Here is a 23,461-nt window from a genome sequence, read left to right as displayed (position 1 = left end):
TACTATCGGGACATGAGCGCAAACCTAGCCACGCCGTCGGGCCGCTGGCGGCTCATCCCCATGCGTCCGCGCGACAGCGAAGAAGAGGGCCGCGCCGCCACTCCGCTTGAACTGTTCTTTGACCTCGTCTTCGTGATCGCGGTGAGTATCGCGGCCGTGAACCTGCACCACGCGCTGAGCGAGGCGCACTTCTGGCACGGCGTCACGTCGTATCTGGTGGTGTTCTTTGCCATCTGGTGGGCGTGGATGAACTTCACCTGGTTCGCCACCTCGTTCGACACTGACGACTGGCTCTACCGGACCGTAACCGTGGTGCAGATGGCGGGAGTGCTGACGCTCGCCGCGGGCATCGGCGACGCTTTCGAGAACGACGATTTCGCGATCATGATCGCGGGCTATGTGCTCATGCGCGTGGCGATGGTGGCGCAATGGCTGCGCGCCTCCCACGGCGCAGGCGAGGCCAGGCGCACCACCCAGATTTACGCGTGGGGCATCGCGGGGCTGCAGGTGGCGTGGGTTGCGTGGCTCGCACTGCCCGACGGCGTGGTGAAGACGGCGGCTTTGCTCGCCTTGATCGGGGCGGAGTTAGCAATTCCCGTAGTTGCGGAGCGCCGAAACCAGACCCCATGGCACCCACACCACATCACCGAGCGCTACGGGCTGTTCACGATCATCGTGCTGGGCGAGAGCCTGCTGGCATCTGCGAACGCGATCATCACGGCCCGGCATGATGAGACGGAGATCGGTGAACTTGTCCCTCTCGCTGTGCTGGCTCTTGTGGTGACGGCAAGCCTGTGGTGGATCTACTTCTGGGCGCCGCACCACGAGCGCATCGGAGGCCTGCGCCAGTCGCTACGTTACGGCTACGGGCACTACATCATCTTCGCCGCCGCCGGCGCCCTGTCCGCCGGAATCGAGGTGGAGATCGATGTGCTCACCGGTCACAGCGAGCTAAGCGATGTTGTCGCGTCGCTATGCGTGACCGTGCCCGTGGCAGTGTTCATCGCCGCCGTGTGGTGGATCGTGATTCGCCCCCACGCGAACCGGCTCGTGAACACGGCGGTGCCTCTTGGCGCATTGGTGGTGCTCGTGGATCCGCTGATTCCGATCCCCATCGCGATCACCACACTCGTCGTCGTGGCGATCGTGGTCGTGCTGGTACTTAACCCGCCTCGGTCTGTCGAGGGAGAGCACGCTCCGCAAGAGCTAGCCGAGGCGTGAGCGGCGGCTCCGTACGCCTCGGGGTGCCACGGCGCAGCCCGGTCGCCTCGAATGCCGCCGCGAGCGCCAGCAGTGCGTTGTCGTCGTAGGCGCGGCCCGCGAAGGTCAGCCCCACGGGCATGCCGTTGCCAACCATCGTCCCCATGGGAACTGTCACCGTGGGGATTCCCAGGTGCCGGATCGCAAGGTTGCCGTTCGCCACCCACACGCCGTTGCGCCAGCCCTCGTCCGCGGAGGACTCGTTGACGTCCATGTCTGCGCGACCCACGTCGGCGACGGCGGGGAACACGACCGCATCCAACCCAACGCCGTCCATCCACTCCTCGAGGTCAAGGCGACGGGTGCGCTCCAACCCAGCCAGGCCGTCGGGCAGATGCGCAAAGTCGCCGAGCGCTCGCGGCAACCCTGCGCGCACCATCCCCGGATACTCGGCGATGTCGTCGTCGAAGCCCGTGTAGCGATGCGGCAGCGCGCCCGGCGGCGGCGGGAAGATCGTGACGCCATCTACGTTCGCGAGAGTGTTGAGCGCGGGGTCGCCATTAGCTGCGAGGAAGTCCTCCCAAGCCCAAGCGCTTAAGGCTCCGATCTCTTCGGCCAGGAACTCGGGCGTCACGAGCCCCCTAGTGCGAATGGTTGGCGCTCCTGCACGGTCACCTTCGTAGTTGGTGATGACCGGGAAGTCCGTTTCGATGACGGTGGCGCCCGCGGCCTCGAGGTCCGCGCGGGCAGCCTCCCATAGGGCAGTCACGTCCGGATTCGGCACAATCCGCTGCCCTGTAGGGCCACCAATGCCGATTCCCGTTCCCGCGTCCTCATCCGTGCCCAGATACATGCGTGGGACCCCAAGCCGCTTGCCCGCAAGGCTGCCCGACGCTAGGGCCCGGTAGTTCGTGGGCCGCACCTCGGAGGGGCTCGGGATGGGCACCCACGGCTGGGCGCGCCACAGATCTCCCCTGGTCTCGGGGTCGTCGGCGACGATGGCGTCGAGGACTTCGAGAAGGTCGGCCATGGTGCGGGCGTGAGGCACGACCACGTCCATGGTGGGGACCAAGGGCCAGTTCCCGCGCGTGGAGATCACTCCACGGCTTGGCGTGTAGGCGCACAGTGCGTTGTTGCTCGCCGGCCCTCGGCCAGAGGACCACGTCTCTTCGCCGAGTCCAAAGGCCGCGAAACTCGCGGCGGTGGCGGTGCCAGAGCCGTTGCTCGATCCCGAGGCGAAGGGGGCCGTGAGGTACTGCGCGTTATACGGGCTCTCCGCGCGCCCATAAAGGCCGCGCTGCATTCCGCCGTTGGCCATAGGCGGCATATTGGTGAGGCCAAGGCAGATGGCGCCCGCCGCACGCAGGCGCTCGATCGTGAAGGCGTCGCGTTGGGCCACGAGGTCCGCGAAGGCCGGCGAGCCCGCCGCGGCAGTGAGTCCCGCTACTAGGTATGAGTCTTTGGCCGTGTAAGGGATGCCCTCAAGAGGGCCCCAGCTGTTCCCCGCCGCCCTTCGCGCATCGGACGCCGCAGCCTCATCCCGTGCGCTGGGGTTGCGAACCACGATGGAGTTGAGCTCTCCGTCGTAGGCGTCGATGCGGCCGAGGTACGCCTCCACTAACTCCAGGGCCGTTGCCGCGCCTGACTCGAGCGCGTGCCTGAGCTCGGCAATCGTGGCCTCAACGACGTCGAACGTCATGCCGACACCGCGGGCTGTTGCTGCGTGATGCAGTGAATGCCGCCGCCGCGAGCGAAGATCTCGCGTGCATCGACGGTGACCACGTCGCGCCCCGGGTAGGCGGCGGCAAGGATCTCCCTGGCCCTCGCGTCTGCCGCGTCTTCACCAAAGCCACACGCGATCACTCCCCCATTGACGACATAGTGATTGACGTAGGAGTAGTCGACGAAGCCGTGCACGTCGCTTAGCGTGGCGGGTGCTGGGAGCGGGATCACGTCGAGCCCCACAGACTTGAGTAGTTCTACTAGGTCGAGGCTCACCTCGTAGTCCGGATGCTCCGGGTTTTCTTGGGAATGCAGCAGCACGCCTCCCGCGTCCGCGAAACACGCGACGATGTCCACGTGGCCGCTCGTGCCGAAGTCGTCGTAGTCCCTTGTGAGGCCGCGTGGCAGCCAGATCGCACGAGTGGCACCGATGGTGCGCGCGAGCTCGCTCTCCACCCGCTGAGGGGTCCACGCGGGGTTGCGCCTCTGTCCCAATTGCACCGTCTCCGTGAGCAACACCGTCCCACCGCCGTCAACGTGAATGCCGCCGCCCTCGTTGACGAGGTCGCTCGAGATTAGCTCGGCGCCTGCCGCCTCAGCGATGAGGCGCCCCAACACGGCCGACTTGTCCCACTGCGCCCACTCGTTGGCGCCCCATCCGTTGAAGACCCAGTCGACGGCACCCAGTCGCGGCCCGTCCACCACGAAGGTGGGGCCAACGTCGCGTGCCCAGAACTCGTCGACGGGCGCCTCGAGCAGTTCGATGTCGCTGCCAAGCATGTCCCGCGCCCGAGCGGTCTCGCTCGGGTCAACCACCATGGTGACGGGCTCAAACTCGGCGACCACGCGCGCTACCGAAACCCACGCCCCATACCCGGCCGCGCGTTCGGCCTCACTGGACCCCAGCGTCGGGCCTGCGCATGGGAAGACCATCCATGTGCGCGAGTGCGGAGCGGACTCCGCGGGCATGAGCCAGGGCATGCGCCTAGGGTGGGGGCATGGCTACCTCGAAAGCAAGTGCAGCGTTCAGCGACGATGAGAAGGAGGCGATGAAGGCCGCCGTTGCGGAGGCGAAGCGGGCCAAGCAAGCCGACGCCGCTGCGGCCGACGCCGCGGCCGTCGCCGACGCGATCGCCGCGATGCCAGCGAGTGAGCGGGAACTCGCTCAGAAGGTGCATGACCTGGTGCTCGCGGCCGCGCCGATGCTCGCGCCCGCGACCTGGTACGGCATGCCCGCGTACAAGCGTGACGGCAAGGTGGTGGTGTTCTTCAAGCCAGCCGCCAAGTTCAAGAGCCGCTATTGCACGCTCGGATTCGAGGAGAACGCCGCGCTCGATGACGGAACGTTCTGGCCCACGTCGTATGCAGTGACGGGAATCGGTGCCGCAGAGGAGAAGGCGATCACCGCGATGCTGAAGAAGGCGATTGGAGCCTAGCCCCGCGAACACCTCTCCACACACGGCGAATGCCTCTCCACACAGTCAGTGAGACGACCTCACGTTTGCCCTGGTAGATGCCCTGGACTTAGCCGGATGGGACCGCCATCCCTCATTTTGTGTGGAGCAGCACCCGGCGTGTGTGGAGGGGCATTCGGCTGGTGAGTTAGTCGTCGAGCCACTCGAGCGGCTCGGTGCGCCATTCACTGCCAGGACCGGTGCGGCGCGCCATGAACCCGGGCGGCATCGTGGCGAGCTCGGCAATTGCGCCGTTGCGCTCTATCGCATGTGCAAGGTGCGTCACCGTGCATGCGCCGGGAAGGTTGGGGTCGTTGACGCCGTCGCCAACGAGCCATTCACCGGCCTCGGTGTGGACCACCTCGCGAGCGGGTTCAAGCCCGCTGAGCACGGTGTTCTGGACCACGCCCCCTAGGCCCTGCGGGAACTGGTCGTTCTCAAACGGGAACGGGAGGCTCCGGAATATCTCGCGCGGATCGGTCACGACTTAAGCCTCTCAGACCGCGCGATGCCGCGCCCGCCACGTCACCACCACCGCCAGCGGACGCGCACCTTGCTGTCTAGGTTGAGCTCCCGCACCATTCGCACGGCCGTCAGGATGCTGCGCGTGGATTCCACCCGCTCTTCGCCCGTGGCGTTGTCATGAACGATGACGTGCCACGGGATGACGCCAACGAAGCGGGCGATCAAGAGAAGTGCCGCAAGCGCCGCCGCAATCGGCAACTCCACCGAGAACAGCAGCCCCGCGAGCACCAGCACAATCACCGGTGCGGCGATGAGAATGAAGATCCACAGGCCAAGGCCTATGAAGAAGTCCGCAAGCCCATCACCGTACGTTGCGGACGTATTGGTGACCTCGTTCCGCAGTTTGTCCGCATCCATCACGCGCGTCTTGACGCGCCACGGAAACACCCGGATGTCGAGGAACGCGTGGTGGTTCACACGTCAGATGATGCCTCCGCCCACACCTCAGACCACCGCGCCGCGAGCGTGTCGATGCTCTCGTGGGCGTTGAGTCCGCTTGGTTGCGGCACCACGAACAAGGCGACGTGGGGCGGCCACCCGGCCACAGCGTCGGGCGGCTGCAAGCCAAGCGACGCTTTGGGGAGTCCATATGCCGTGCGGAAGGCAGTGATGCCGGCGATCGCGACGACGCGTGGTTGCAGCTCGCGCACGCGCGTCACGAGGTTCGCGCCGCCCTCGCGCAGCTCCGCGGAGCTGAGTTCGTCTGCGCGAGCGGTGGCGCGGCCCACGAGGTTGGTGATGCCGATGCCGCGCTCCGCAAGGTGGCGCTCGTCCTCGTCGCGAAGGCCGCGCGACGCGTCAATCTCGTGCTCCGTGAGGCCCGCTCTGTGCAGAGAGGGCCAGAAGCGGTTCCCCGGCCGCGCGAACGGCGCGTTGACAGCAGCAGTCCACAGGCCCGGATTGATGCCAACGATGAGTAGCTTCAGCCTGCCCGACGCTGGGAGGACGTCGTCGATCGCGTTGGGGTCGTCGGTGGCAAAGCGGGCGAGATCGGCCCGGGTTGGGCGCTCGCCGTCCAGCGGGGAGGGGCGGCGAGGCATGCGTCCATCATGGCCGGGGGCAGGGCGCCGCGCATCTTTCTCGCGCGACGCCCGTCCCGTCGCTAGCCGATCTGTTCCCACGGGCCCCACTGGGAGGCGCCGGGTGCTTGGTTGCGGGTCCACCACTTGGAGCGCCATAGGTGACCGTCGTGCGTAACGATGTCACCGGTGTCGAAGAGGCGGCTTGGAGTCCAGATCGCAACCCCAGGCGGCTCCGCGGCGATCTCTTGCCACGGCCCCCAGACGTCGCCCGGCCGTTGGTTCTGCGTCCACCACGTGGCCACCCAGACCTTGCCGCCGTAGGTGACAACCTCGCCTTCGGTGTAGACCGTGGAGGACTTCCATACGGAGGGCGCGGTTGCCGCCGAGTCGTCGCCCACGACGATGCCGCGGCCGTTGGTGGCGATGTAGACGCGACCAAAGACGTCAGGGTCTCCCTCGATGTCAGCGCCGATCCAGCCCCACTGGTGCTCATCGTCGTTGATGCGCGTCCAGGTGGTGCCGCCATCGATCGAGCGGTAGACGCCGCGCTGGCCGTTGCGCTCGGCCGCCGTATAGATCGCCGCCGTGGTGGCTCCGGGCGCGGCCTTGCCGAACCCGACCGTGTCGGCCTCGTCGAAGCCCTTGACCTTGGTCCACGTGGCACCGCCGTCGGGGGAGCGCCACATGCCGTACGCGCCCTCGTCTTCGCCGCCCGCGAGCCACAGCTCGCCGATGGTTCCGGGCATCGCGGCGAACCGCACCGGCCCCTCGGCGGGGAGTTTGCCAGTGCTCACCGTGGTGAAGGTGGCGCCGCCGTCTGTGGAGCGATAGAAAGTGCCCGCAGCGAACGCGTAGAGCCGCGTGGAGTCCACACGGTCGGCCTCGACCCTGGCGTTGTGAGGCAAACCGGAGGTGTCCGCCCAGGTGACCCCGCCGTCGGCCGAGTACCGGGCCGTGGCCCCAGCGGGAGCCCAGATGACGTGCGTGCCGTCGGCGCCAACCGCGATGGTGCCGGAGCCGCTCGCGCCGGTGGCCGCGGGCGAAGTCGCCCACGTGTGACCGGAGTCGTGAGAGGTCGCGGCGACGATCGCGCCTGAGCCGTCGGTGCCCGCACGTACCAGCGTGGATGCGTCCAAGCCTGCTGCGTCGACGCTCGTGGCGCCGCCGAAGTACGGATCCTGGAAGGTGTTGACCACGGTGGCGATGTCGTCGTGAACGAAGCCGCCGAGGTCGAGCATCGCGGACACCAGGTCCACGTCTCCAGCAGGCGCCACAAGGTCCTGGATGGCCGTCTCCTCGATTCCGGTGGCCTCGGGGGTGATGTGGATGACGCCGCCTGGCTCATCCCAGTTGGTGAGGTCGCTCGAGCGGTAGATCGTGGCGCCGGTGCCGTACATCATCTCGGTGGAATCGAACGGGTTGATCTCGAGGGCAGAGACCATCCAACCCACCTTAGGCGCGGGCTCCACCCACATCTGAGGCGGGCCCGGCTGCTTGCCGAACGCAAGCCACGGCACCTCGTCGATATTCTGCGAGTAGCGCACCACGAAGGGGTTGGACTGAGACCAGTCGTAGTCCCAGATGGACGTCCACGTGGCGCCGCCGTCGGTGGAACGGAAGATCAGCACGTCCGGCCACCACTGGATCTGCGACGCCACCATGATCGTGTCAGGATTGGACGCATCCACCGTGAGCCCGCTGAAGCCGAAGTCCACGCCCACGGGGCGTTGGGGCGGGGTGATGTTGGTCCAGGTGCCGTCGTCGATGCCGTAGCGCCACACCTCCCCGTCAGAGCCGTCGTACGGGCCAGAGGTGTTGGACGTCGCGATGTACAGGTAACGGCCCGCGATCACTCCGTCGTGGGGAAGGAAGCCGGTAGGCGCACCCTCGACGGCCGTCCACGTGGCGCCCGCATCGTCCGAGCGGTAGAGGATGTCGCTCGTGTCGGCGACCGCGGTGAAGATCGTTTGCGTTGGGTCACCGGCCGTCGACGAAGCCTTGTCGAACGCGGTCCACAGCACGCCCAAGTTCGAGGTGAGGTACGAGTTGTCTGAGCCAGCGTCGGGCACAAAATCGCCCACGTTGGGCAAGCTGGCCACATGGGACCACGTGACACCGGCGTCCGTGGAGCGCCACAGGCCCTCACCCTGCTCTGCACCAAAGTAGAGGATGTCGTTATCGTTGGGATCGATCTGTAGGCGCTCGCCAATGCCTCTGCCAGGCATGTTGCCGCCCACCTTGAAGGGCAGAGCGGTCGCATTCCAGGTCTCGCCGTAGTCGCGAGAGCGCAGAATCGCGCCGTTGTTGGGGTCCCAGTCGTTCGTGTACATGCCCACGGCCGCGTAGACGTTGGCGGTGTCCACAGGGTCGGTGGCGAGACTCAGCACGCCGAGGCGGTTCCACTCGTCCCAGCCAATGTGGTCAAGCAGCGGCACCCACTCGTCGGAGTCCCGATCCAGCCGATAGGCGCCACCAATGTCGGTGCGCGCGTAGACAAGGCCCGGTTCCGTCTGGTTGTAGATGATGCCGGGCACGTAGCCGCCGCCGCTGATGGCGACGTTTGACCACTCGTAGTCGCTGCCCGACGGTGTGGTTGCCTTTCGCGTGCCCGCGTCGGCAGGCGTTGCAACCGCGAGTACTGCAAGAGGAAGTGCGAGTGCCGCGACCATCCCCGTCGTTCTGGATCCTGCACGAAGTCTCACTGCCCACACTCCCTTGTGTTTGCTGAGGGCCGCCCCCGGCCCGCTCCGAAACTATCGAAGCGCTTCGCTTGTCGCAACATTTAGGGCAAATCTCTCAATTGTGGGCGCGCCGCCTAGCCCCAGGGGTTGACTACGGCGACGCCCATCGGGTCGAAGTCACCGCTGTTGCGAGTGACTACCGTGAGGCCGTTGACCAGAGCCGTGGCAGCGATGAGCGCATCTCTCTCCGGACGCGGATCCGGAACGTGGAGCCGCGCGGCGCGCCGTGCCACAGCGGTGTCAATGGGCAAAATGCGGCCCGCGAAAGCATCGATCAGGTCATCCTCAAGCCACGCGCGCAGGCGCAATCCCAGTGCACTGTCGCGACGCTCCACTCGGGCGATGCCGAGCTCCACCTGGAAGATCGTCATTGCGGCGAGGTAGAGCTCGTCAGGGTGACGTTCGGACACCCAGCCCCGCACATGTGCGTCGGAGCGCGCGAAGGGCTTGCGAAGCTCGCTGACGACGTTGGTGTCGAGTAGGTAGCTCACAATTCGGGAATCTGGGCGTGAAGGTCAGCGGGCTCGAACTCGATCTCAATGTCGTCGGGCATGCTCAGCCGCGTCACGAGCGACGCGCCGGACCCCTCACGACGTCGATACTCCTGGACCGTGAGGAGTACGAACGCCGGCTCCCCTCGGTCGGTAATGAAAACCGGACCATCGCCAGCAGCGCGCTTGGCAGCGCTGACGTCGCGGTTGAAGTCTCGCGAGGAGATCGTTTGCATCGGGTCACCACCTAATGTAGGTACGTACCTACATTAGGGCGCCTGCGCACTCTTCACAGGGCAGCAAGGGGCTTGACCATGATGAGGCACGGCGTGTCCTCACCCCAGAGCTCGGTCTCTTCGAGCGGCAGGAACCCGACCGACTCGTGGAACTGTCTGGTGCGCGCGTACTCGGGGTTGGAATCCGATGCGCCGAGCGTCTTCACCTCAAGCCGCGCGACGCCACGCTCGCGCGCGTCCTGTTCGAGCGCCGCGACCAGCGCCTTTCCCACTCCCCGCCCCTGGAGGGTCCGCTCGACGACGATGAGATGGACCTCGGCCACATGAGCGAAGTGCCGGTCTACCAGGAGCACGCCAACGACCTCGCCTTGGGCGTCGCGCACCGTCCAGGTCTCTATGGAGCGCGCGGCTTCGATGTACTCGGCGTTCGACTCCGGTCGGCCAAACCACTCCCGAACGGTCGCCAACAGGCGCTCGACTGCGTGAGGCACGGGTTCGTCCCGATGGGCGGCCCACGGGATGTGCGTCATGCAACCCTCAGCGGAGTGATCGCGGCCACCTGATCGACGAGGCGGTCGCGCGCCAACTCAAGGTCGTATTGCGTTTGCAGATTCAGCCAGAACTGGGGGTCAACGCCAAAGTAGCGTCCCAAGCGCAGCGCCGTGTCGGCGGTGATGGCGCGCTTGCCGTGCACGATCTCATTGATCCGGCGGGGCGGCACCCTGATCGACACGGCGAGCTTGTTCTGAGTGATGCCGAAGCCGTCGATGAAGTCCTCCATGAGGATCTCGCCAGGGTGGATCGGCGGATACAGCTTCTGGGCCATCGTCCCTCCTCAGTGGTAGTCCACAATCTGTACCTCATCGGCCCCCGCCTCTGTCCAGCGGAAGCAGATCCTCCACTGGTCGTTGATGCGAATGCTGTGCTGGCCAGTGCGATCCCCCTTGAGCGCCTCCAGGTGGTTGCCCGGCGGCACTCGCAGTGCGTCGAGCGATGTCGCTGCACTGAGCATGTGCAACTTCCTGTTCGCCGCCTTGTGGATCCTAGGATCGATCCGCTTCGAGGGCTGCCGGAGCCACACTCGCTCGGTGTCGCGATCACCGAACGACCGAATTCCACTCATCGAGTATAACGCCATTCGTTAATAACGCAACGCGTTACATTGGTCTCGACCATGCTCATCCCACGATGATGATCGATCGCGACGTCGCGCGGTAAGAGATACGGCAAGCTGTGGATAGTCGGTGGCGGAGACCCGCGCTCTAGGCTTGCGGACGTGCACCAGTACTACAACCCGGATCTGACTCCCGAGCAGATGAACGAACTGGACCGCCGCAACTTGGTCATGCTGACGGCCGTGCAGGCATCAATAGGGAACTTGCATCCCGCCATTCGCGCAGTCTTCGTGGAGTTACACGGCAGCGAGGTCTACCTACACTTCATCGTGAGCCAGGGGGTCGACTCCGAGTGCGAAGAGGATATCGATGACACGGCATCGGAGTTCAACGCAATGACCTGGAACATTGCGGACGTCACTGCGGTCGCCGTGCTTCACGTTGACGAGGCGCCGAGAAACTGGGTCGAACTAGGTTGGCATCCCATCTTTTGGGCCAAGGGCTGGAGTGCTTGGACCGACTAGCGCTCCTAGACGTTGAACCTAAACTCCACGACGTCGCCGTCGTGCATCACGTAGTCCTTGCCCTCGATGCGCAGCTTGCCTGCTGCCTTAGCCGCGGCCATCGACCCGGCATCAAGCAGGTCCTGGAAGTGCACCACTTCGGCCTTGATGAAGCCTCGCTCAAAGTCGGTGTGAATCACGCCGGCTGCCTGGGGCGCCGTGGCGCCCTTGCGGATGGTCCACGCGCGCGCCTCCTTGGGCCCGGCGGTGAGGTACGTCTGCAGGCCAAGCGTGTCAAAGCCAACGCGTGCCAGCTGGTCCAGCCCGGACTCCGTCTGACCGTTGGCCTCGAGCATCTCGCGCGCCTCGTCTTCGGTGAGGTCAACCAGTTCCGCCTCGAACTTCGCGTCAAGGAAGATCGCCTCCGCGGGCGCCACCTGCGCAGCGAGCGCGGCCTTGCGGTCGGCGTCAACGAGCCCAGCGTCGTCCGTGTTGAACACGTAGATGAACGGCTTGGCGGTCAAGAGGTTGAACTCACGGATGTCCGCGAGCTCCAGCTTGGCTGCCGCAGCACCCGCGGAGACTGCGGTGCCGCTCTCGAGGATCCCCTTCACGGTCTGTGCCGCCGCGAGCTGCGCGATGGCCTCGCCCTTCTTGACCCGTGCCTCCTTCTCAAGGCGCACGATCACCTTCTCGATGGTCTGCAGGTCCGCGAGGATGAGCTCCGTGTTGATCGTCTCGATGTCTGAGGCGGCGTCTACGCGACCGTCCACGTGCACCACGTCGGGGTCTTCAAACGCGCGCGTTACCTGGCAGATGGCGTCCGCCTCGCGAATGTTGGCGAGGAACGCGTTGCCGAGCCCCTCCCCCTCGGAGGCGCCCTTCACGATGCCAGCGATGTCCACGAAGGACACAGTCGCCGGGACCTCACGCTCAGAGTGGACGACCTCGGCCAACTGACCCAACCGAGCGTCGGGCAGGGGAACGACGCCAACGTTCGGTTCGATCGTCGCGAACGGGTAGTTCGCCGCGAGCACCTCCGCACGGGTCAGCGCGTTGAACAGGGTGGACTTGCCAACGTTTGGCAGACCGACGATTCCAATAGTGAGAGCCACGGGCCGCAATTCTACCGTTGTCACCCTGCGCGGTCATGCCGCGCGGGCCGCCCCACCCACCCATCTCTTCCCCTGAGTTCCTGAGTGCTGGATCTCTTGCGAATCCGACCGCGAGGCACTCAGGGGGCGCAGGGTCCCTGCGATCACTCGGCAGTTTCGCGGATGCTGCGGTCTTCCACGGCGGGCGCGGGTACCGGCCCGACGCTCCGCTCACCTTCCCCACCAAGCGCCCCTCGCGTACGGTGAGGGCATGAGCGAACTGTCGAACATCTTTGGTGGCGGTGCCGAGCACGCGCACGAGCAGCAGGCACGCGAGAAGATCCTGCCCGCGCCGGCGCCGATCGCGGGTGACGGCGAAGCGGGCGAGGCGAAGGTCGAGGGCGTGACGATTCCCCCAATCGGGCTGCCCGGTCAGGCCATGGAGTACGAGCCGTTCGGATCGGACGACGAGTAAGTGCGGACCTGAGGTACCGCCAGGAGCCAGGGAACCGCGAAAAACGGACCTCGTGTACCTATAGGGAGCCGCGTTGGCTCTCACGGCAAGCGAAGAGCCCCGGAGCCGAAGCTCCGGGGCTCTGTCACATTGCAGACTAAGCGTTCGCCGCAGCGCGCCTGCGCTCCTGCTCCGCAGGATCCGGAACTGGAACAGCCGCGATGAGCTTCTGCGTGTACGGATCCTTGGGGTTCTGAATGATGTCCGCCGTGAGGCCCTGCTCCACGATGAGGCCATCCTTCATCACCGCGATGCGGTCCGAGAGCTGCTCCACCACCGCAAGGTCGTGGCTCACGAACAGGCAGCCAAAGCCATGCTTGCGCTGCAGATCCGTGAAGATCTCCAGCACACGCGCCTGCACCGACACGTCGAGTGCAGACGTGGGCTCGTCTGCGATGAGCAACGTCGGCTCAAGCGCCAGGGCACGGGCGATGCCCACGCGCTGGCGCTGACCACCGGACAACTCGTGCGGGTACCGGTTGCGGAACGCGCGCGGCAACTCCACCTGGTCCATGAGCTCGGACACGCGCGCAGTGCGGCGGTCCTTCTCCCACCCGGCAAGCTGCATCGGCTCCGCAATGGACTGGCCGATAGGCCAGCGCGGGTTGAGCGACGAACCCGGGTCCTGGAACACGATGGAGAACTTCTTGCGCAGTTCCGCGAGGTCATGACGCGAGATGTCCTTCATGTCGGTACCGACGACGTTCAGCTCGCCCTCAGCCACCGGCAGCAGGCCAACCGCTGCGCGGCCAACCGTGGTCTTGCCGGAGCCTGACTCGCCAACCAGGGAGACGATCTCGCCTTCCTTGATGACGAGGTCGATGCCCTTGACCGCACGGAACGCGGGAGTGCGCCCCTGCTTGGGGTAGTCGATGACGAGACCCTTGGCCTCGAATACCGCCACGGCCTTCTTGGGGACGCGGTTGGGGTCCTTGTCCTTGAGCGTGGAGCCAAGGTGCGGGACCGCCGCGAGCAGCGCCTTCGTGTACTCGTGCTGGGGCTTGGTGAAGATGTCGCTCGAGGTGCCCTCTTCGACGATCCGCCCATCCTTCATCACGATGATGCGGTCCGACATGTCCGCGACAACACCCATGTCGTGCGTAATCAGCACGATGCCAGCGTTGATGCGGGACTTGAGGTCGCGAATCAGGTTGAGGATCTCCGCCTGCACCGTCACGTCAAGCGCGGTGGTGGGCTCGTCCGCGAACAGCAGCGCGGGGTCGCAGGCGAGCGCCTGCGCGATCATCGCACGCTGACGCTGACCACCAGAGAGTTGGTGGGGGTACGAGTCGAACCGGCGCTCCGGCTCGGGAATCTCCACCAGGCGAAGCAACTCGATGGCACGCTCTTTCGCGTCCTCTGGCCGCATGCCGGTGTGCTCACGAAGCACCTCGACAATCTGGAAACCCACCGTGAGCACGGGGTTCATGGCCGTCATGGGCTCCTGGAAGATGACACCCACCTCGGGCCCGCGAACCGACGTCAGCTTGCGCTGCGGCAGTCCAACGAGCTCCCGCCCACGCAACTTCGCCGAGCCGGAGGCACGGCCGTTGCGGGGAAGCAGGCCGATGATCGACATCGAGGACTGCGTCTTGCCGGAGCCCGACTCACCCACGATCGCCACGACCTCGCCGGCCTTGACCTGGTAGGTGACGTCAATCGCCGCGGGCACCCAGGTGCCGTCCACGTAGAAGTCGACGTTGAGCTCCTCGACGTCGAGAACGACGTCGCCAACCTCCACCGCGTGCGACGCACCGATGACGGGAACCTCACCAGCCTCGGGAACCGCGCTCGGCGTCACCTCGCCGCCAATCACCTCGGCACTGTCCGACGCTGTGGTGACCTCTTCTGCCGAGGTGACCGTAGCGTCGGGCTGAGTCTTTACCTTGCGGGGGCTCACTGTGCCACCTCCGTCTCGGCCTTGGTGACGGCCTTCTTGTTCATCTCCCTGGTCTTGGGAACCCTGCGCTGACGCGGGTCAAACGCGTCGCGCAGACCATCACCGATGAGGTTGATGGTGAGGGCAAAGATGATGATGAAAATGCCGGGCCACCAGAAGAGCCAAGGACGCGTGGAGAACGACGTCTGGTACTCGTTGATGAGCTGACCAAGGGACACGTTGGGGGGCTGGATACCGAATCCGAGGAAGGACAGTGCCGCCTCAAGGATGGTCGCCGTCGCCATCAAGAGCGTGGCGTTGACGATGACCACACCGATCGCGTTGGGCAGGATGTGCTTGAACATCACCGCGCGGTCGCTAGCGCCGGCCACACGGGCCGCGTCGACGAACTCGCGTTCGCGAAGTGACAGGTACTCGGCGCGCACGAGGCGCGCGAGGCCTGGCCACAGCAGCAGTCCAAGGACGATGCCGAACAGCGCGGGGTTGTCGGCGCCGTACTTGTGGCCGATGACAGCGGTCACGACGATCGTGGGGATCGCGATGAATACCTCGGTCACGCGCTGCAGCGTGAAGTCCGTGCGGCCGCGGTAGAAGCCGGAGAACGCGCCGATCGCCACACCAACAGCCGTGGCGATGATGCCCATGAGGAACATCACGAGCAGCGAGACTTGAGCGCCCTGCATGGTGCGCGCGAACACGTCGCGGCCGATCTGGTCCTGGCCAAATGGGTGCTCACCAAACGTGGGGAACAGTCCGTCCCAGGCCATCGTTGGCCGTCCACCGTTCACGATGGTGGGATCAATGTCCGTGGGACCCCAACGCCACCAGCCGGGAATGGGGCCAACGCCGATCGAGCTGAGCACCACGACGATGGTCACCGCGAGCACCACGGCGGACACCATGGCCGCCTTGTGCCGCACGAAGCGGCCCCACACAATCTTGCCAAGCGAGAGACCTTCGGTCTCTTTCGCATTAGCGGCAAGCTTGAATGCCACCTCGGGTCCGGGATTGGGATTGTTACTTGTCATGATTCCACCCGGATTCGCGGGTCAAGCACGACGTACAGGACGTCGGCGATGATGTTGCCGATCAGCAGCAGGATGCCCGTCACAAGGAAGTAACCCATCAGCACGTTCACATTGACCGTGTTGAGGGCGTCCACGAAGAGGCGACCCATGCCGTTCCAGCCGAAGACCGTTTCCGTGATGATCGCGCCACCGAAGAGGGCGGCAAGGTCAAGCGGAATGATCGTGGCGATGGGGATCAGCGCATTGCGGAAGCCGTGGCGCATGACCACGGTCCGCTCCGGCATGCCCTTGGCGCGCGCGGTGCGGATGTAGTCAAGGTTCATCACCTCGAGCATCGATCCACGCATGTACCGCGTGTAGCCGGCGAACGAGATCAGGATGAGCGCGGAGATCGGCAGCACCATGTGCGTGAACGTGTCGATGGTGCCGATCCAGTAGCCCGAGCCAGCAAGCTCAGGAGTGGACGAGCCGACGGTGGCGATGGGGCGGCCGTTGATCGCGGACGTGTTCGAGTACTTCTCCCACCAGCTCATGAGGTAGTCAAGCCAAATGAACACGTACATGAATCCACCGACGATGCCGCCCACGCGGGCGCTGATCCACTTGTCGGGCCCCTTGAACAGCAGGCCAACGACGATGCCGAGGGCCACGAAGCCAAAGAAGAAGCCGATAGCGGCCCAGAAGCCCGTGTAGGCGAAGGCGCCATTGAGTTGGTCCGCAGCCATCGGGAACCACGCGATGACGCCAAGCACCACCACGGTGAGGGCGGTGTACAGCGCGCGACGGTTGTTAAGGCCCGTCACCAAGAAGACGGCGATGTACGCGACACCAAGGCCAAGGAACAGGATCACGACAGGGCCAAGGCCCGGGTCCGTGAACCATCCGGTGGCAGACATGATGCCGAGGATGCCTGCCGTCATGACGGCGGCAATGCCACCAAACATCAGGCGACGCTTCCACTCGCCACCGAGGGCAGCGCCCACGATGACGCCCATGACAAGGCCTATGAGTATCAGCGCCCCCGGTGATATCACGGGGTCCGCTAAGAAGTCGTTGAAGCCGATGGCGCCCCACTGCTTGAGGAGCACGGCAACCCAGAAGGACGGCAGCGAGTACATGAGGAACGTCATCAACGTGATGCCGTAGTCAAAGCCCGAGTACTGACGAAGGGCGGAGATGATGCCGACGAGAACACCGAGCACGATGGCCGCCACGGAGGCGAAGCCGACGAGCTTGATGGTCTGCCCCATCGCGTCGCCCACCATTGTGGTGACGGGCTGGCCGGTCTTGTAGTCGTTGCCGAGGTCGCCTTTGACCGCGTCAGCGAGCCAGTAGAAGTACCGGATGAACGGGTTGACGTCGAGGTGCAGCTGCTCAGTGCGCTGCTCGATCAGATAGTCACGATTGGGCTGGGTTGAAGCCCTGAGGTCCTCAAGCGGGTCACCAGCGTTGGCCGCGAGGATGAAGAACAGGTAGGTGGCTGCGAAGAGCACACCGATGGCCGTAAGAAGACGGCGCGAAATGAACCGAAGCATGTAGTTTCCGATGAAAGGGACGGTGTGGGGCCGCCGCCGCGAAGGCGACGGCCCCACACCATCATGGCCTAACGGTCAGTTATTCCTTGACCGGGGCCTTCCAGTCCCAGTAGTTCCAGAAGAACGTCGGCGACAGGCCGGAGGACGAAATGCCCTCGAGCTCGCTGTTGTACGCCGTGATCTGCGGGAACGCGAACACCGACACACCGTACGCGTCTGCGTACAGCGACTTGTCGATGGTCTTGAGGATCTCCTGCTGACGGTCAGCGTCGAAGGTGGAGGAGAGCTCCGCCCACAGCTTGTCCGAGTCAGTGTTGGAGTAACCAGTGAAGTTGTTGCCACCCTCGGTGTCGAAGGTTGCACGCGAGCTGGTCACACCCGTGGACGTCGACTGCCATGCGAACAGCGAAGCGTCGTAGGTGCCGGAGCCCAGGAGGGCGCCCCAGTTGTCGTCGCCACCGTCGATCAGGTTGAAGCCAGCCTTCTCGACCTGTGCGGCGTACAGCGCGTACTCCTGCGCACGGCGGGTGTTGGACTTGCCGTAGAGGAAGTTCACGTCGATCGGCGTGGTAACGCCGGCGTCCGCGAGGATCTTCTTGGCGGCCTCAGCGTCACCCTTACCGAACGCTGCGGAGCCATTGGCCTCGGCAGAGGCGTCGTAGCTCTCAGCACCCGGGAGGAACAGCTGCGAGCCGAGCGGCTTCGCGTCCGGGTTGAGCGGGAGGATCAGCTTGTCCACCACTTCCTGCGTGTCGATCGCGGTGAGGAACGCCTGGCGCACAGCCAGGGCCTTTGCCTCGTCGCCACCGTAGGTTGCGGGGTCGAACGGACCACCGTTGTTGAACACCAGGTCAAGGTGCTCGTAGGTCCACTCTTCCTGCTGGATGATGCTCACGCCGTCGATCTTCTTCGCGGCGTCGAGGACGTCGGTGGTGGCCTGCGGCTGGGTCACTGCGACCTCGCCGTTCTGCAGGGCGGTCACCGAGGCCATGGCGTCGGGAATGAAGCGGACCGTCACGGTCTCGACGGAGGGCTGGGGGCCAGCCTTGTAGTCGTCGGTACGCGCGGTGAGCGTGATGTACTCGTCCTTCTTGAAGTCGGTGACCGTGTAGGCACCGTTGCCGAGCGTGATGTCAGCCTTGTCGCCAGTGGGCATCTCAACGGCGTCGAAGCCGATGCTCCAGAAGTCCGCGAGGGGCTTCAGCTTGGCGGTGTCCTTGTTCTGGATTGCGTCAAGGACGGCCTTCTTGGCCTCAGCGGGGTCCGAGATGTTCAGACCGTGCTTGGCGACCACGTGTGCGGGAACGCCAACACCCGTGAAGAGCAGCTCCCAGTCAACCTGAGGGGTGTCGTACACGAGGGTGATGGAGCGGCCGTCGTCGCCGACCTCAGGAACCTGCGTCACCTGCTCGATGCCGGTGCCGATGGCAACGGAGTCGAACCAGACGTTGGAACCAGGGATGAGAACACCGGTCTCTTCGTCGTACGCGGGCTCGCCCTCGTTGAGCGAGCCAGAAAGGCCGGCCCAGTTGAGCAGAAGGTCGGCGGCGTCAACAGCGACACCGTCAGACCAGGTAACGCCCTCGTTGATGGTGTACTTCACCGTCAGCGGGTCGTCGGAGACCTTCTCGTACGTACCGAAGTCCGTGTTCTTCTGAAGCGTGAACTCGTTGTCGTAGTAGTTGAAGCCCTGCTGGGTCAGGTTGAGGACGATCGCGTTGGCCGTCGCGTTACCGGTCGTCGTGTTCTGGTTGAACGAATACAACGGCTGGTTCCATGCGACGGACATCGTGGTGTTCTCGACCACTCCCGTCTGTGCAGAGCAAGCTGCCAGGGACAGAGCCGCGACTGTCGCGACGACTGCTCCCTTGCTCAAAGCGCCGAGCTTCATACTCGACTCCTTCCTGTCGGTCACGCGTCCTCTGTGTCTTGTTGACACCCTGCCAAGACGCGCGTGAACCCCGGGGAGTTTCCCCGTAGTACCTGAATGGTATGAAACCTTAGGTAACAATCACATTACGCGTGGTCACGAGTTCGCGTCGAGTCAGACGAAATGTGACCCACGCCACAACAATCCCGCGTCTGCGAGGGTTGCCACGCACGATCGTGTCAGACCCCCATGAAAGGCTTTCCCCATGACAGAGGCAATCATCGGTTTTGTGGCCCTCGCGGTGGGCTTGACAATCGGGTTTTTGGTGGCGCGAAACGCCGGCGCGGGGGCCCTGTCGAAGGCCCACGCCGACGCCTCGGTTGCCCAAGCACGGGCCGACGCTGAGGCGGCTCGTGCCGCAGAGGTCACCGCAGCGTCGGACAGGCGAGAGCAAGAACTGAGGGCCGAGCATGAGCGGTACGTCTCCCAAGTGCGTGCCGACCACGAGGCGTTGAAGACCGAGTTCAAGGCCCTGAGCGCCCAAGCTCTCGAGGCGCAGTCGCGCGAGTTCCTCGCTCGCGCCGACGAGCGGTTCACGCGCGCCAACGAGGCCAACAAGGTGGAGCTTGAGAAGCGCGAACAGTCCGTCAAGCAGTTGGTGGAGCCAATGAAGGTTGCGCTCGATGAGGTCAAGCGGCAGACCACGGAGGCCGACAAGGCGCGGGCGGAGTCGCAAGCGCAACTTTCTGAGCAGATCCGACGCATGCTCGATTCCACGGAGTCACTTGGGAAGTCCACGGAGAGCCTGCGCTCGGCGCTGCGCCGCCCAGAGGTGCGCGGACGCTGGGGCGAACTCCACCTGCGTCGGGTGGTTGAGGTGGCGGGACTCGTCAACGGCGTGGACTTCGCGGAGCAGAGTTCGGACACCACGGCCGATGGCAATCGGTTACGGCCCGACATGATCGTGACCCTGTCCGGTGGTCGCAAGATCATCGTCGATGCGAAGACCCCGCTCGACGCGCTGCTGGACATCGACACGGATCCGGAGCACGCGGAGGAACACGCGGCGCGGCACGTGCGTAACGTTCGGCAGCGCGTCAAGGAACTCAGTTCCAAGGCGTATCGCGAGCAGTTCGGCTCAGATGTGGACTTCTCCGTGTTGTTCCTGCCTGCAGAGTCCTTCCTGCAGGTGGCAACCGAGCATGACCCCAACCTGCTCACCGACGCGTACGAGAGCGGCGTCATCATCGCGACGCCCACCGTGCTCGTCGCGATGCTGCGAACGGTCGCGCACACGTGGCGCGCTGAGGCGCTCGCCAAGAACGCCCAGGATGTGCTCGAGAACGGACGGGAGCTCTACAAGCGACTATCGACGATGGGCGCGCACCTTGCCAAAGTGGGGGCCGCCATCGATAGGGCCTCGAGCGCGTATAACGACACCATCGGGTCAATGGAGCGCCAGGTGCTGCCTCAGGCACGGCGGTTTGCGTCACTGCAGGGGATCGAGAAGGAGATCGAGGTGCAGGTGATCGATGGCGAAACTCGCGCGATCACGGCGGCCGAACTGGCGCCAGCCGATGACGACGAGGATCTGGCGCACCTACAGGAGACCTAGATAGGCGAAAACCGGACCTGACGTACCTATAGGGATCCTGCGATCCGCTTCGCCGCCGCAGGATGACAGATGCGCGGCCGCAGGATGACAGTTAGGACGCGGCGCGGGCCTTCATGTCGGCGCGGATCTCGCGCGGCAACGAGAACATGAGGTCCTCGGTGGCCGTGCGCACCTCTTCGACGGAGGCGTAGCCGCGCTCTGCGAGCGCATCCAGCAGGTCCCGCACCAAAATCTCAGGGACCGAGGCACCAGACGTCACACCAACGGTCGTCACGCCCTCAAACCACTCCTCTTGAAGCTCGGTTGCGCGATCGATGCGGTGCGAAGTCCGCGCCCCCGACTGCAACGCTACCTCCACAAGCCGCACAGAGTTCGAGGAGTTCGCAGAGCCAACGACGATCACCAGGTCGCACTCGGGGGCGAGCTTCTTCACCGCCACCTGACGGTTCTGGGTGGCGTAACAAATGTCGTCGCTTGGCGGATCCTGCAGTGCGGGGAAGCGCTCACGCAAGCGGCGCACGGTCTCCATGGTCTCGTCCACGCTCAGCGTGGTCTGCGAGAGCCACACCACGTTCTCGGGATCCGGCACCTCGATCCCATCGACGTCGTCCGGCGAGTTCACGATGATCGTGTGCTCTGGGGCCTCACCCGCCGTGCCCTCCACCTCCTCGTGGCCCGTGTGGCCAATGAGCAGGATGGTCTGGTCCTCGCGAGCGAAGCGCACCGCCTCCTTGTGCACCTTGGTGACCAAGGGACACGTGGCATCGATCGTCAGCAGGTTTCGAGAGTCGGCCGCTTCGCGCACCGCCGGCGAAACGCCGTGAGCGCTGAACACCACGCGGGCCCCTTCGGGCACCTCGTCGGTTTCGTTCACAAAGATCGCGCCACGTTCGCTCAGCGTCTCCACCACAAACTTGTTGTGGACGATCTCCTTGCGCACATAGATCGGAGCGCCATGCAGCTCGAGCGCCTTCTCCACCGCAATGACGGCGCGATCCACCCCTGCGCAATATCCACGGGGGGCGGCGAGCAGCACACGCTTGTCGGTCGCCATGGTCCCCATTCTACGTGGCACCCTGGTGACCATGACCCTGCCCGACGCTGGTGCCCCACTCCCCGAAGCGTCGGCCAGTCTCCCCGCCACGGCTTCGGAAACGACCCGCGAGCGGCCCTGGCCCGTGCGACACCTCAGCCCCAAGATTGGTGACTACATCTCCAAGATGTCGCCGGTGTGGGTGGAGGGGCAGCTGCTCAACGTGCGGCGCTGGAAGCACCTCGTGTTCGTGACCCTGCGGGATACCGAGCAGAACATGTCACTTCGCGCCACGGTGCAGGGGTCCCAGTTCGATGCCTTGGGGCCGGACGTGACCGACGGTTCCCGAGTGGTGCTGTATGCACGTCCCACCTGGTACCAGCGCGATGGTTCGCTCACGATGGACACCAAAGAGATCGCCACGGTTGGCATCGGCGACCTCCTTGCGCGCATCGAGGCACTCAAAGAGGCACTCGCCGAAGAGGGCCTGTTCGCGCCGGAACGAAAGGTGCCGCTGCCCTTTGTGCCGCGCCTCGTTGGCCTCATCTGTGCCAACCAGGGCGACGCGGAACACGATGTGGTGGAGAACGCCCAGCGCCGCTGGCCCGCGGTGCAGTTCGTGATCCGGCGCGTGACGGTGCAGGGCGCGCGGTGCGTTCCGGAGACCACCGCGGCCATCCGCGAGCTCGACGCGAACCCTGAGGTGGACGTCATTGTGGTGGCGCGGGGTGGCGGCTCCTTCGAGGACCTGCTCCCCTTCAGCGACGAGACCCTCGTGCGCGTGGCTGCGGCGTGTGAGACGCCGCTCGTCAGCGCGATTGGCCACGAGAAGGACAGCCCGCTGCTGGATCTGGTGGCGGACTACCGCGCCTCCACGCCAACCGATGCCGGCAAGCGCATCGTTCCGGACGCCGCCCAAGAGCTCGCGGGCATCGAATGGGCTCGCGAGTCCATGGCGCGATCTGTTCTGGCCTATGTAGAGCGCGGGACTCGGGAGCTTCACTCGTTGCGCTCTCGCCCGGTGCTCGCGCGTCCCGCCGCCCTCCTCGCACCGTTTGCGGACGCGGTCGCAACACTCCACGAACGTTCCGGCAGGGCGTTGGTTGGGGTGCTCGCCGCGGCCGACGCGCGAGTTCGAGAAACGGTGGCAACGCTCCGCGCGCTCAGCCCTCAGGCAACCTTGGAGCGCGGCTTCGCCGTGGTGCAGGACGCATCGGGTGCGGTACTCAGAGACCCAGCTGACGTAGCCGAAGGTGCGCCTTTGCGCCTCCGGCTAGCGCGCGGCGAACTCGCCGCACGTGCCGTCAAGAAGGGCCGCTAAGCCAGCCCAGCGTCGGGCACATTAGCGAGGCTGAACCACCGAAACGTTGAGCTCCACGCCTGCCCGAGCCGCCGTCTTGCGCGTGTTCAGGGCCTCCTTGGCCGCGATCGCGTAGTCACGGTGGAAGGAACGCGTGAACTTGCTCAGGATCGAGTCAGGCGTTGCGGGGTTGTCGATGACCGCGTACACAACCTCGGAGGACTTGTCCTTCGCGAGGTCCTGGCGCAGCTCGACCGGCATGTCGGGACGGGGGTTGCGGGCAACCCCAGCGCGAACCGCGGGCGCCACGTCCTGCGCAAGGAGCAGAAGCGACGTGAGCGGGGTGTTGGGGCGCTCGGCAACTGCGGCACGCACCTTGGCCTCCTCGGAGCGGGCGAGCGTTGCGAGCTCGTTGTCCGTGAGGTCGGCGGCGAGAACCTTGTTAACGCCTGCGAGAGCCGTCTGACGAGAGTAGTTCTCTGAAAACATGATGATCACTCCATTGTGGCCAAAAAACCGTTGCACCCCTTGAGAGGGACCAACGTCCTGGTTATGACGCTGTA

24 protein-coding genes are annotated in these 23,461 nt (G+C 65.1%); 6 read left to right on the top strand and 18 right to left on the bottom strand.

Annotated features, from left to right (window positions below; translation table 11 throughout):
- The first annotated feature begins 12 nt into the window (after positions 1-12).
- Entirely contained in the window at positions 13-1,221 is a 1,209-nt protein-coding gene (locus tag QM618_RS04495) for a low temperature requirement protein A (RefSeq protein WP_428095262.1), read from the top strand.
- Here QM618_RS04495 and QM618_RS04490 read toward each other — a convergent pair.
- Positions 1,163-2,899: an amidase gene (locus QM618_RS04490; protein WP_428095261.1), complete on the bottom strand. Its 1,737-nt coding sequence runs from the start codon at positions 2,897-2,899 to the stop codon at positions 1,163-1,165. The genes QM618_RS04495 and QM618_RS04490 overlap by 59 nt on opposite strands.
- The gene (locus QM618_RS04485) at positions 2,896-3,903 is read right to left on the bottom strand and encodes an agmatine deiminase family protein (protein WP_428095260.1); all 1,008 of its coding nucleotides are present in this window, start codon (positions 3,901-3,903) and stop codon (positions 2,896-2,898) included. The genes QM618_RS04490 and QM618_RS04485 overlap by 4 nt, the downstream gene beginning before the upstream one ends.
- 17 nt (positions 3,904-3,920) lie before the next feature.
- On the opposite strand from QM618_RS04485, the gene QM618_RS04480 reads away from it, so the two are divergent.
- Positions 3,921-4,358 carry a hypothetical protein gene (locus QM618_RS04480; protein ID WP_428095259.1) on the top strand — a complete coding sequence of 146 codons (438 nt, stop codon included), beginning with the start codon at positions 3,921-3,923 and terminating at the stop codon, positions 4,356-4,358.
- Between the two features lie 166 nt (positions 4,359-4,524).
- Here QM618_RS04480 and QM618_RS04475 read toward each other — a convergent pair whose 3' ends face one another.
- The 9 genes from QM618_RS04475 to QM618_RS04435 all read right to left on the bottom strand — a co-directional run bounded on the left by QM618_RS04475 (position 4,525) and on the right by QM618_RS04435 (position 10,514).
- Positions 4,525-4,860 carry a hypothetical protein gene (locus tag QM618_RS04475; RefSeq protein WP_428095258.1) on the bottom strand — a complete coding sequence of 112 codons (336 nt, stop codon included), beginning with the start codon at positions 4,858-4,860 and terminating at the stop codon, positions 4,525-4,527.
- Positions 4,861-4,901: 41 nt separating this feature from the next.
- A complete protein-coding gene (locus QM618_RS04470; RefSeq protein WP_428095257.1) occupies positions 4,902-5,318 on the bottom strand; it encodes a hypothetical protein in 417 nt (138 codons plus the stop codon).
- Positions 5,315-5,941: a mismatch-specific DNA-glycosylase gene (locus QM618_RS04465; RefSeq protein WP_428095256.1), complete on the bottom strand. Its 627-nt coding sequence runs from the start codon at positions 5,939-5,941 to the stop codon at positions 5,315-5,317. The genes QM618_RS04470 and QM618_RS04465 overlap by 4 nt, the downstream gene beginning before the upstream one ends.
- Before the next feature lie 62 nt (positions 5,942-6,003).
- Positions 6,004-8,592, bottom strand: coding sequence for a carbohydrate-binding protein (locus QM618_RS04460; RefSeq protein WP_428095255.1), 2,589 nt, complete (start codon positions 8,590-8,592; stop codon positions 6,004-6,006).
- Positions 8,593-8,738: 146 nt separating this feature from the next.
- Positions 8,739-9,155 (bottom strand): type II toxin-antitoxin system VapC family toxin, encoded by a 417-nt coding sequence (locus QM618_RS04455; RefSeq protein WP_428095254.1) that lies wholly within the window; start codon positions 9,153-9,155, stop codon positions 8,739-8,741.
- Positions 9,152-9,391 carry a type II toxin-antitoxin system Phd/YefM family antitoxin gene (locus QM618_RS04450; protein WP_428095253.1) on the bottom strand — a complete coding sequence of 80 codons (240 nt, stop codon included), beginning with the start codon at positions 9,389-9,391 and terminating at the stop codon, positions 9,152-9,154. The genes QM618_RS04455 and QM618_RS04450 overlap by 4 nt, the downstream gene beginning before the upstream one ends.
- 53 nt (positions 9,392-9,444) lie before the next feature.
- Entirely contained in the window at positions 9,445-9,882 is a 438-nt protein-coding gene (locus QM618_RS04445) for a GNAT family N-acetyltransferase (RefSeq protein WP_428095252.1), read from the bottom strand.
- 35 nt (positions 9,883-9,917) lie between these two features.
- Entirely contained in the window at positions 9,918-10,217 is a 300-nt protein-coding gene (locus QM618_RS04440; protein ID WP_428095251.1) for a HigA family addiction module antitoxin, read from the bottom strand.
- 9 nt (positions 10,218-10,226) lie between these two features.
- Positions 10,227-10,514, bottom strand: a complete 288-nt coding sequence (locus QM618_RS04435; RefSeq protein WP_428095250.1) for a type II toxin-antitoxin system RelE/ParE family toxin — start codon at positions 10,512-10,514, stop codon at positions 10,227-10,229.
- Between the two features lie 153 nt (positions 10,515-10,667).
- Here QM618_RS04435 and QM618_RS04430 point away from each other — a divergent pair, with 153 nt between their 5' ends.
- Positions 10,668-11,030 (top strand): hypothetical protein, encoded by a 363-nt coding sequence (locus tag QM618_RS04430; RefSeq protein WP_428095249.1) that lies wholly within the window; start codon positions 10,668-10,670, stop codon positions 11,028-11,030.
- A gap of 5 nt (positions 11,031-11,035) precedes the next feature.
- Here the strand turns inward: QM618_RS04430 and ychF are convergent, their stop codons facing one another.
- The gene (gene ychF / locus QM618_RS04425; protein ID WP_428095248.1) at positions 11,036-12,124 is read right to left on the bottom strand and encodes a redox-regulated ATPase YchF; all 1,089 of its coding nucleotides are present in this window, start codon (positions 12,122-12,124) and stop codon (positions 11,036-11,038) included.
- Between the two features lie 250 nt (positions 12,125-12,374).
- On the opposite strand from ychF, the gene QM618_RS04420 reads away from it, so the two are divergent.
- Positions 12,375-12,578 carry a hypothetical protein gene (locus QM618_RS04420; protein ID WP_428095247.1) on the top strand — a complete coding sequence of 68 codons (204 nt, stop codon included), beginning with the start codon at positions 12,375-12,377 and terminating at the stop codon, positions 12,576-12,578.
- A gap of 136 nt (positions 12,579-12,714) precedes the next feature.
- Here the strand turns inward: QM618_RS04420 and QM618_RS04415 are convergent, their stop codons facing one another.
- The 4 genes from QM618_RS04415 to QM618_RS04400 all read right to left on the bottom strand — a co-directional run bounded on the left by QM618_RS04415 (position 12,715) and on the right by QM618_RS04400 (position 18,971).
- Complete coding sequence (locus QM618_RS04415; protein ID WP_428095335.1) at positions 12,715-14,358, bottom strand: ABC transporter ATP-binding protein; 1,644 nt, start codon at positions 14,356-14,358, stop codon at positions 12,715-12,717.
- A gap of 155 nt (positions 14,359-14,513) precedes the next feature.
- Positions 14,514-15,545 (bottom strand): ABC transporter permease, encoded by a 1,032-nt coding sequence (locus tag QM618_RS04410; RefSeq protein ID WP_428095246.1) that lies wholly within the window; start codon positions 15,543-15,545, stop codon positions 14,514-14,516.
- The gene (locus QM618_RS04405; protein ID WP_428095245.1) at positions 15,542-17,080 is read right to left on the bottom strand and encodes an ABC transporter permease; all 1,539 of its coding nucleotides are present in this window, start codon (positions 17,078-17,080) and stop codon (positions 15,542-15,544) included. Before QM618_RS04405 ends, QM618_RS04410 begins: the two co-directional genes overlap by 4 nt.
- A 79-nt stretch (positions 17,081-17,159) precedes the next feature.
- Complete coding sequence (locus QM618_RS04400; RefSeq protein ID WP_428095244.1) at positions 17,160-18,971, bottom strand: ABC transporter family substrate-binding protein; 1,812 nt, start codon at positions 18,969-18,971, stop codon at positions 17,160-17,162.
- A gap of 244 nt (positions 18,972-19,215) precedes the next feature.
- On the opposite strand from QM618_RS04400, the gene QM618_RS04395 reads away from it, so the two are divergent.
- Entirely contained in the window at positions 19,216-20,565 is a 1,350-nt protein-coding gene (locus tag QM618_RS04395) for a DNA recombination protein RmuC (RefSeq protein ID WP_428095243.1), read from the top strand.
- A gap of 91 nt (positions 20,566-20,656) precedes the next feature.
- Here the strand turns inward: QM618_RS04395 and QM618_RS04390 are convergent, their stop codons facing one another.
- Positions 20,657-21,619 (bottom strand): 4-hydroxy-3-methylbut-2-enyl diphosphate reductase, encoded by a 963-nt coding sequence (locus QM618_RS04390; protein WP_428095242.1) that lies wholly within the window; start codon positions 21,617-21,619, stop codon positions 20,657-20,659.
- A gap of 31 nt (positions 21,620-21,650) precedes the next feature.
- On the opposite strand from QM618_RS04390, the gene xseA reads away from it, so the two are divergent.
- Positions 21,651-22,919: an exodeoxyribonuclease VII large subunit gene (gene xseA / locus QM618_RS04385; RefSeq protein ID WP_428095241.1), complete on the top strand. Its 1,269-nt coding sequence runs from the start codon at positions 21,651-21,653 to the stop codon at positions 22,917-22,919.
- Between the two features lie 21 nt (positions 22,920-22,940).
- Here xseA and QM618_RS04380 read toward each other — a convergent pair whose 3' ends face one another.
- Positions 22,941-23,387: a hypothetical protein gene (locus tag QM618_RS04380; RefSeq protein WP_428095240.1), complete on the bottom strand. Its 447-nt coding sequence runs from the start codon at positions 23,385-23,387 to the stop codon at positions 22,941-22,943.
- Positions 23,388-23,461 lie beyond the last annotated feature (74 nt).

The sequence above is a fragment of the Demequina sp. genome (assembly GCF_049841215.1).
Lineage (GTDB): Bacteria > Actinomycetota > Actinomycetes > Actinomycetales > Demequinaceae > Demequina.
Note: the sequence above shows the minus strand (reverse complement) of the source record. Positions and strands in the feature narration are given on the sequence as shown.

Coding starts and splice junctions, on each gene's coding strand:
- QM618_RS04495 (WP_428095262.1), top strand. CDS start 13: ATGAGCGCAAACCTAGCCACGCCGTCGGGCCGCTGGCGGCTCATCCCC.
- QM618_RS04490 (WP_428095261.1), bottom strand. CDS start 2,899: ATGACGTTCGACGTCGTTGAGGCCACGATTGCCGAGCTCAGGCACGCG.
- QM618_RS04485 (WP_428095260.1), bottom strand. CDS start 3,903: ATGCCCTGGCTCATGCCCGCGGAGTCCGCTCCGCACTCGCGCACATGG.
- QM618_RS04480 (WP_428095259.1), top strand. CDS start 3,921: ATGGCTACCTCGAAAGCAAGTGCAGCGTTCAGCGACGATGAGAAGGAG.
- QM618_RS04465 (WP_428095256.1), bottom strand. CDS start 5,941: ATGCCTCGCCGCCCCTCCCCGCTGGACGGCGAGCGCCCAACCCGGGCC.
- QM618_RS04460 (WP_428095255.1), bottom strand. CDS start 8,592: ATGGTCGCGGCACTCGCACTTCCTCTTGCAGTACTCGCGGTTGCAACG.
- QM618_RS04450 (WP_428095253.1), bottom strand. CDS start 9,391: ATGCAAACGATCTCCTCGCGAGACTTCAACCGCGACGTCAGCGCTGCC.
- QM618_RS04440 (WP_428095251.1), bottom strand. CDS start 10,217: ATGGCCCAGAAGCTGTATCCGCCGATCCACCCTGGCGAGATCCTCATG.
- QM618_RS04435 (WP_428095250.1), bottom strand. CDS start 10,514: ATGAGTGGAATTCGGTCGTTCGGTGATCGCGACACCGAGCGAGTGTGG.
- QM618_RS04420 (WP_428095247.1), top strand. CDS start 12,375: ATGAGCGAACTGTCGAACATCTTTGGTGGCGGTGCCGAGCACGCGCAC.
- QM618_RS04410 (WP_428095246.1), bottom strand. CDS start 15,545: ATGACAAGTAACAATCCCAATCCCGGACCCGAGGTGGCATTCAAGCTT.
- QM618_RS04405 (WP_428095245.1), bottom strand. CDS start 17,080: ATGCTTCGGTTCATTTCGCGCCGTCTTCTTACGGCCATCGGTGTGCTC.
- QM618_RS04400 (WP_428095244.1), bottom strand. CDS start 18,971: ATGAAGCTCGGCGCTTTGAGCAAGGGAGCAGTCGTCGCGACAGTCGCG.
- QM618_RS04395 (WP_428095243.1), top strand. CDS start 19,216: ATGACAGAGGCAATCATCGGTTTTGTGGCCCTCGCGGTGGGCTTGACA.
- QM618_RS04390 (WP_428095242.1), bottom strand. CDS start 21,619: ATGGCGACCGACAAGCGTGTGCTGCTCGCCGCCCCCCGTGGATATTGC.
- xseA (WP_428095241.1), top strand. CDS start 21,651: ATGACCCTGCCCGACGCTGGTGCCCCACTCCCCGAAGCGTCGGCCAGT.
- QM618_RS04380 (WP_428095240.1), bottom strand. CDS start 23,387: ATGTTTTCAGAGAACTACTCTCGTCAGACGGCTCTCGCAGGCGTTAAC.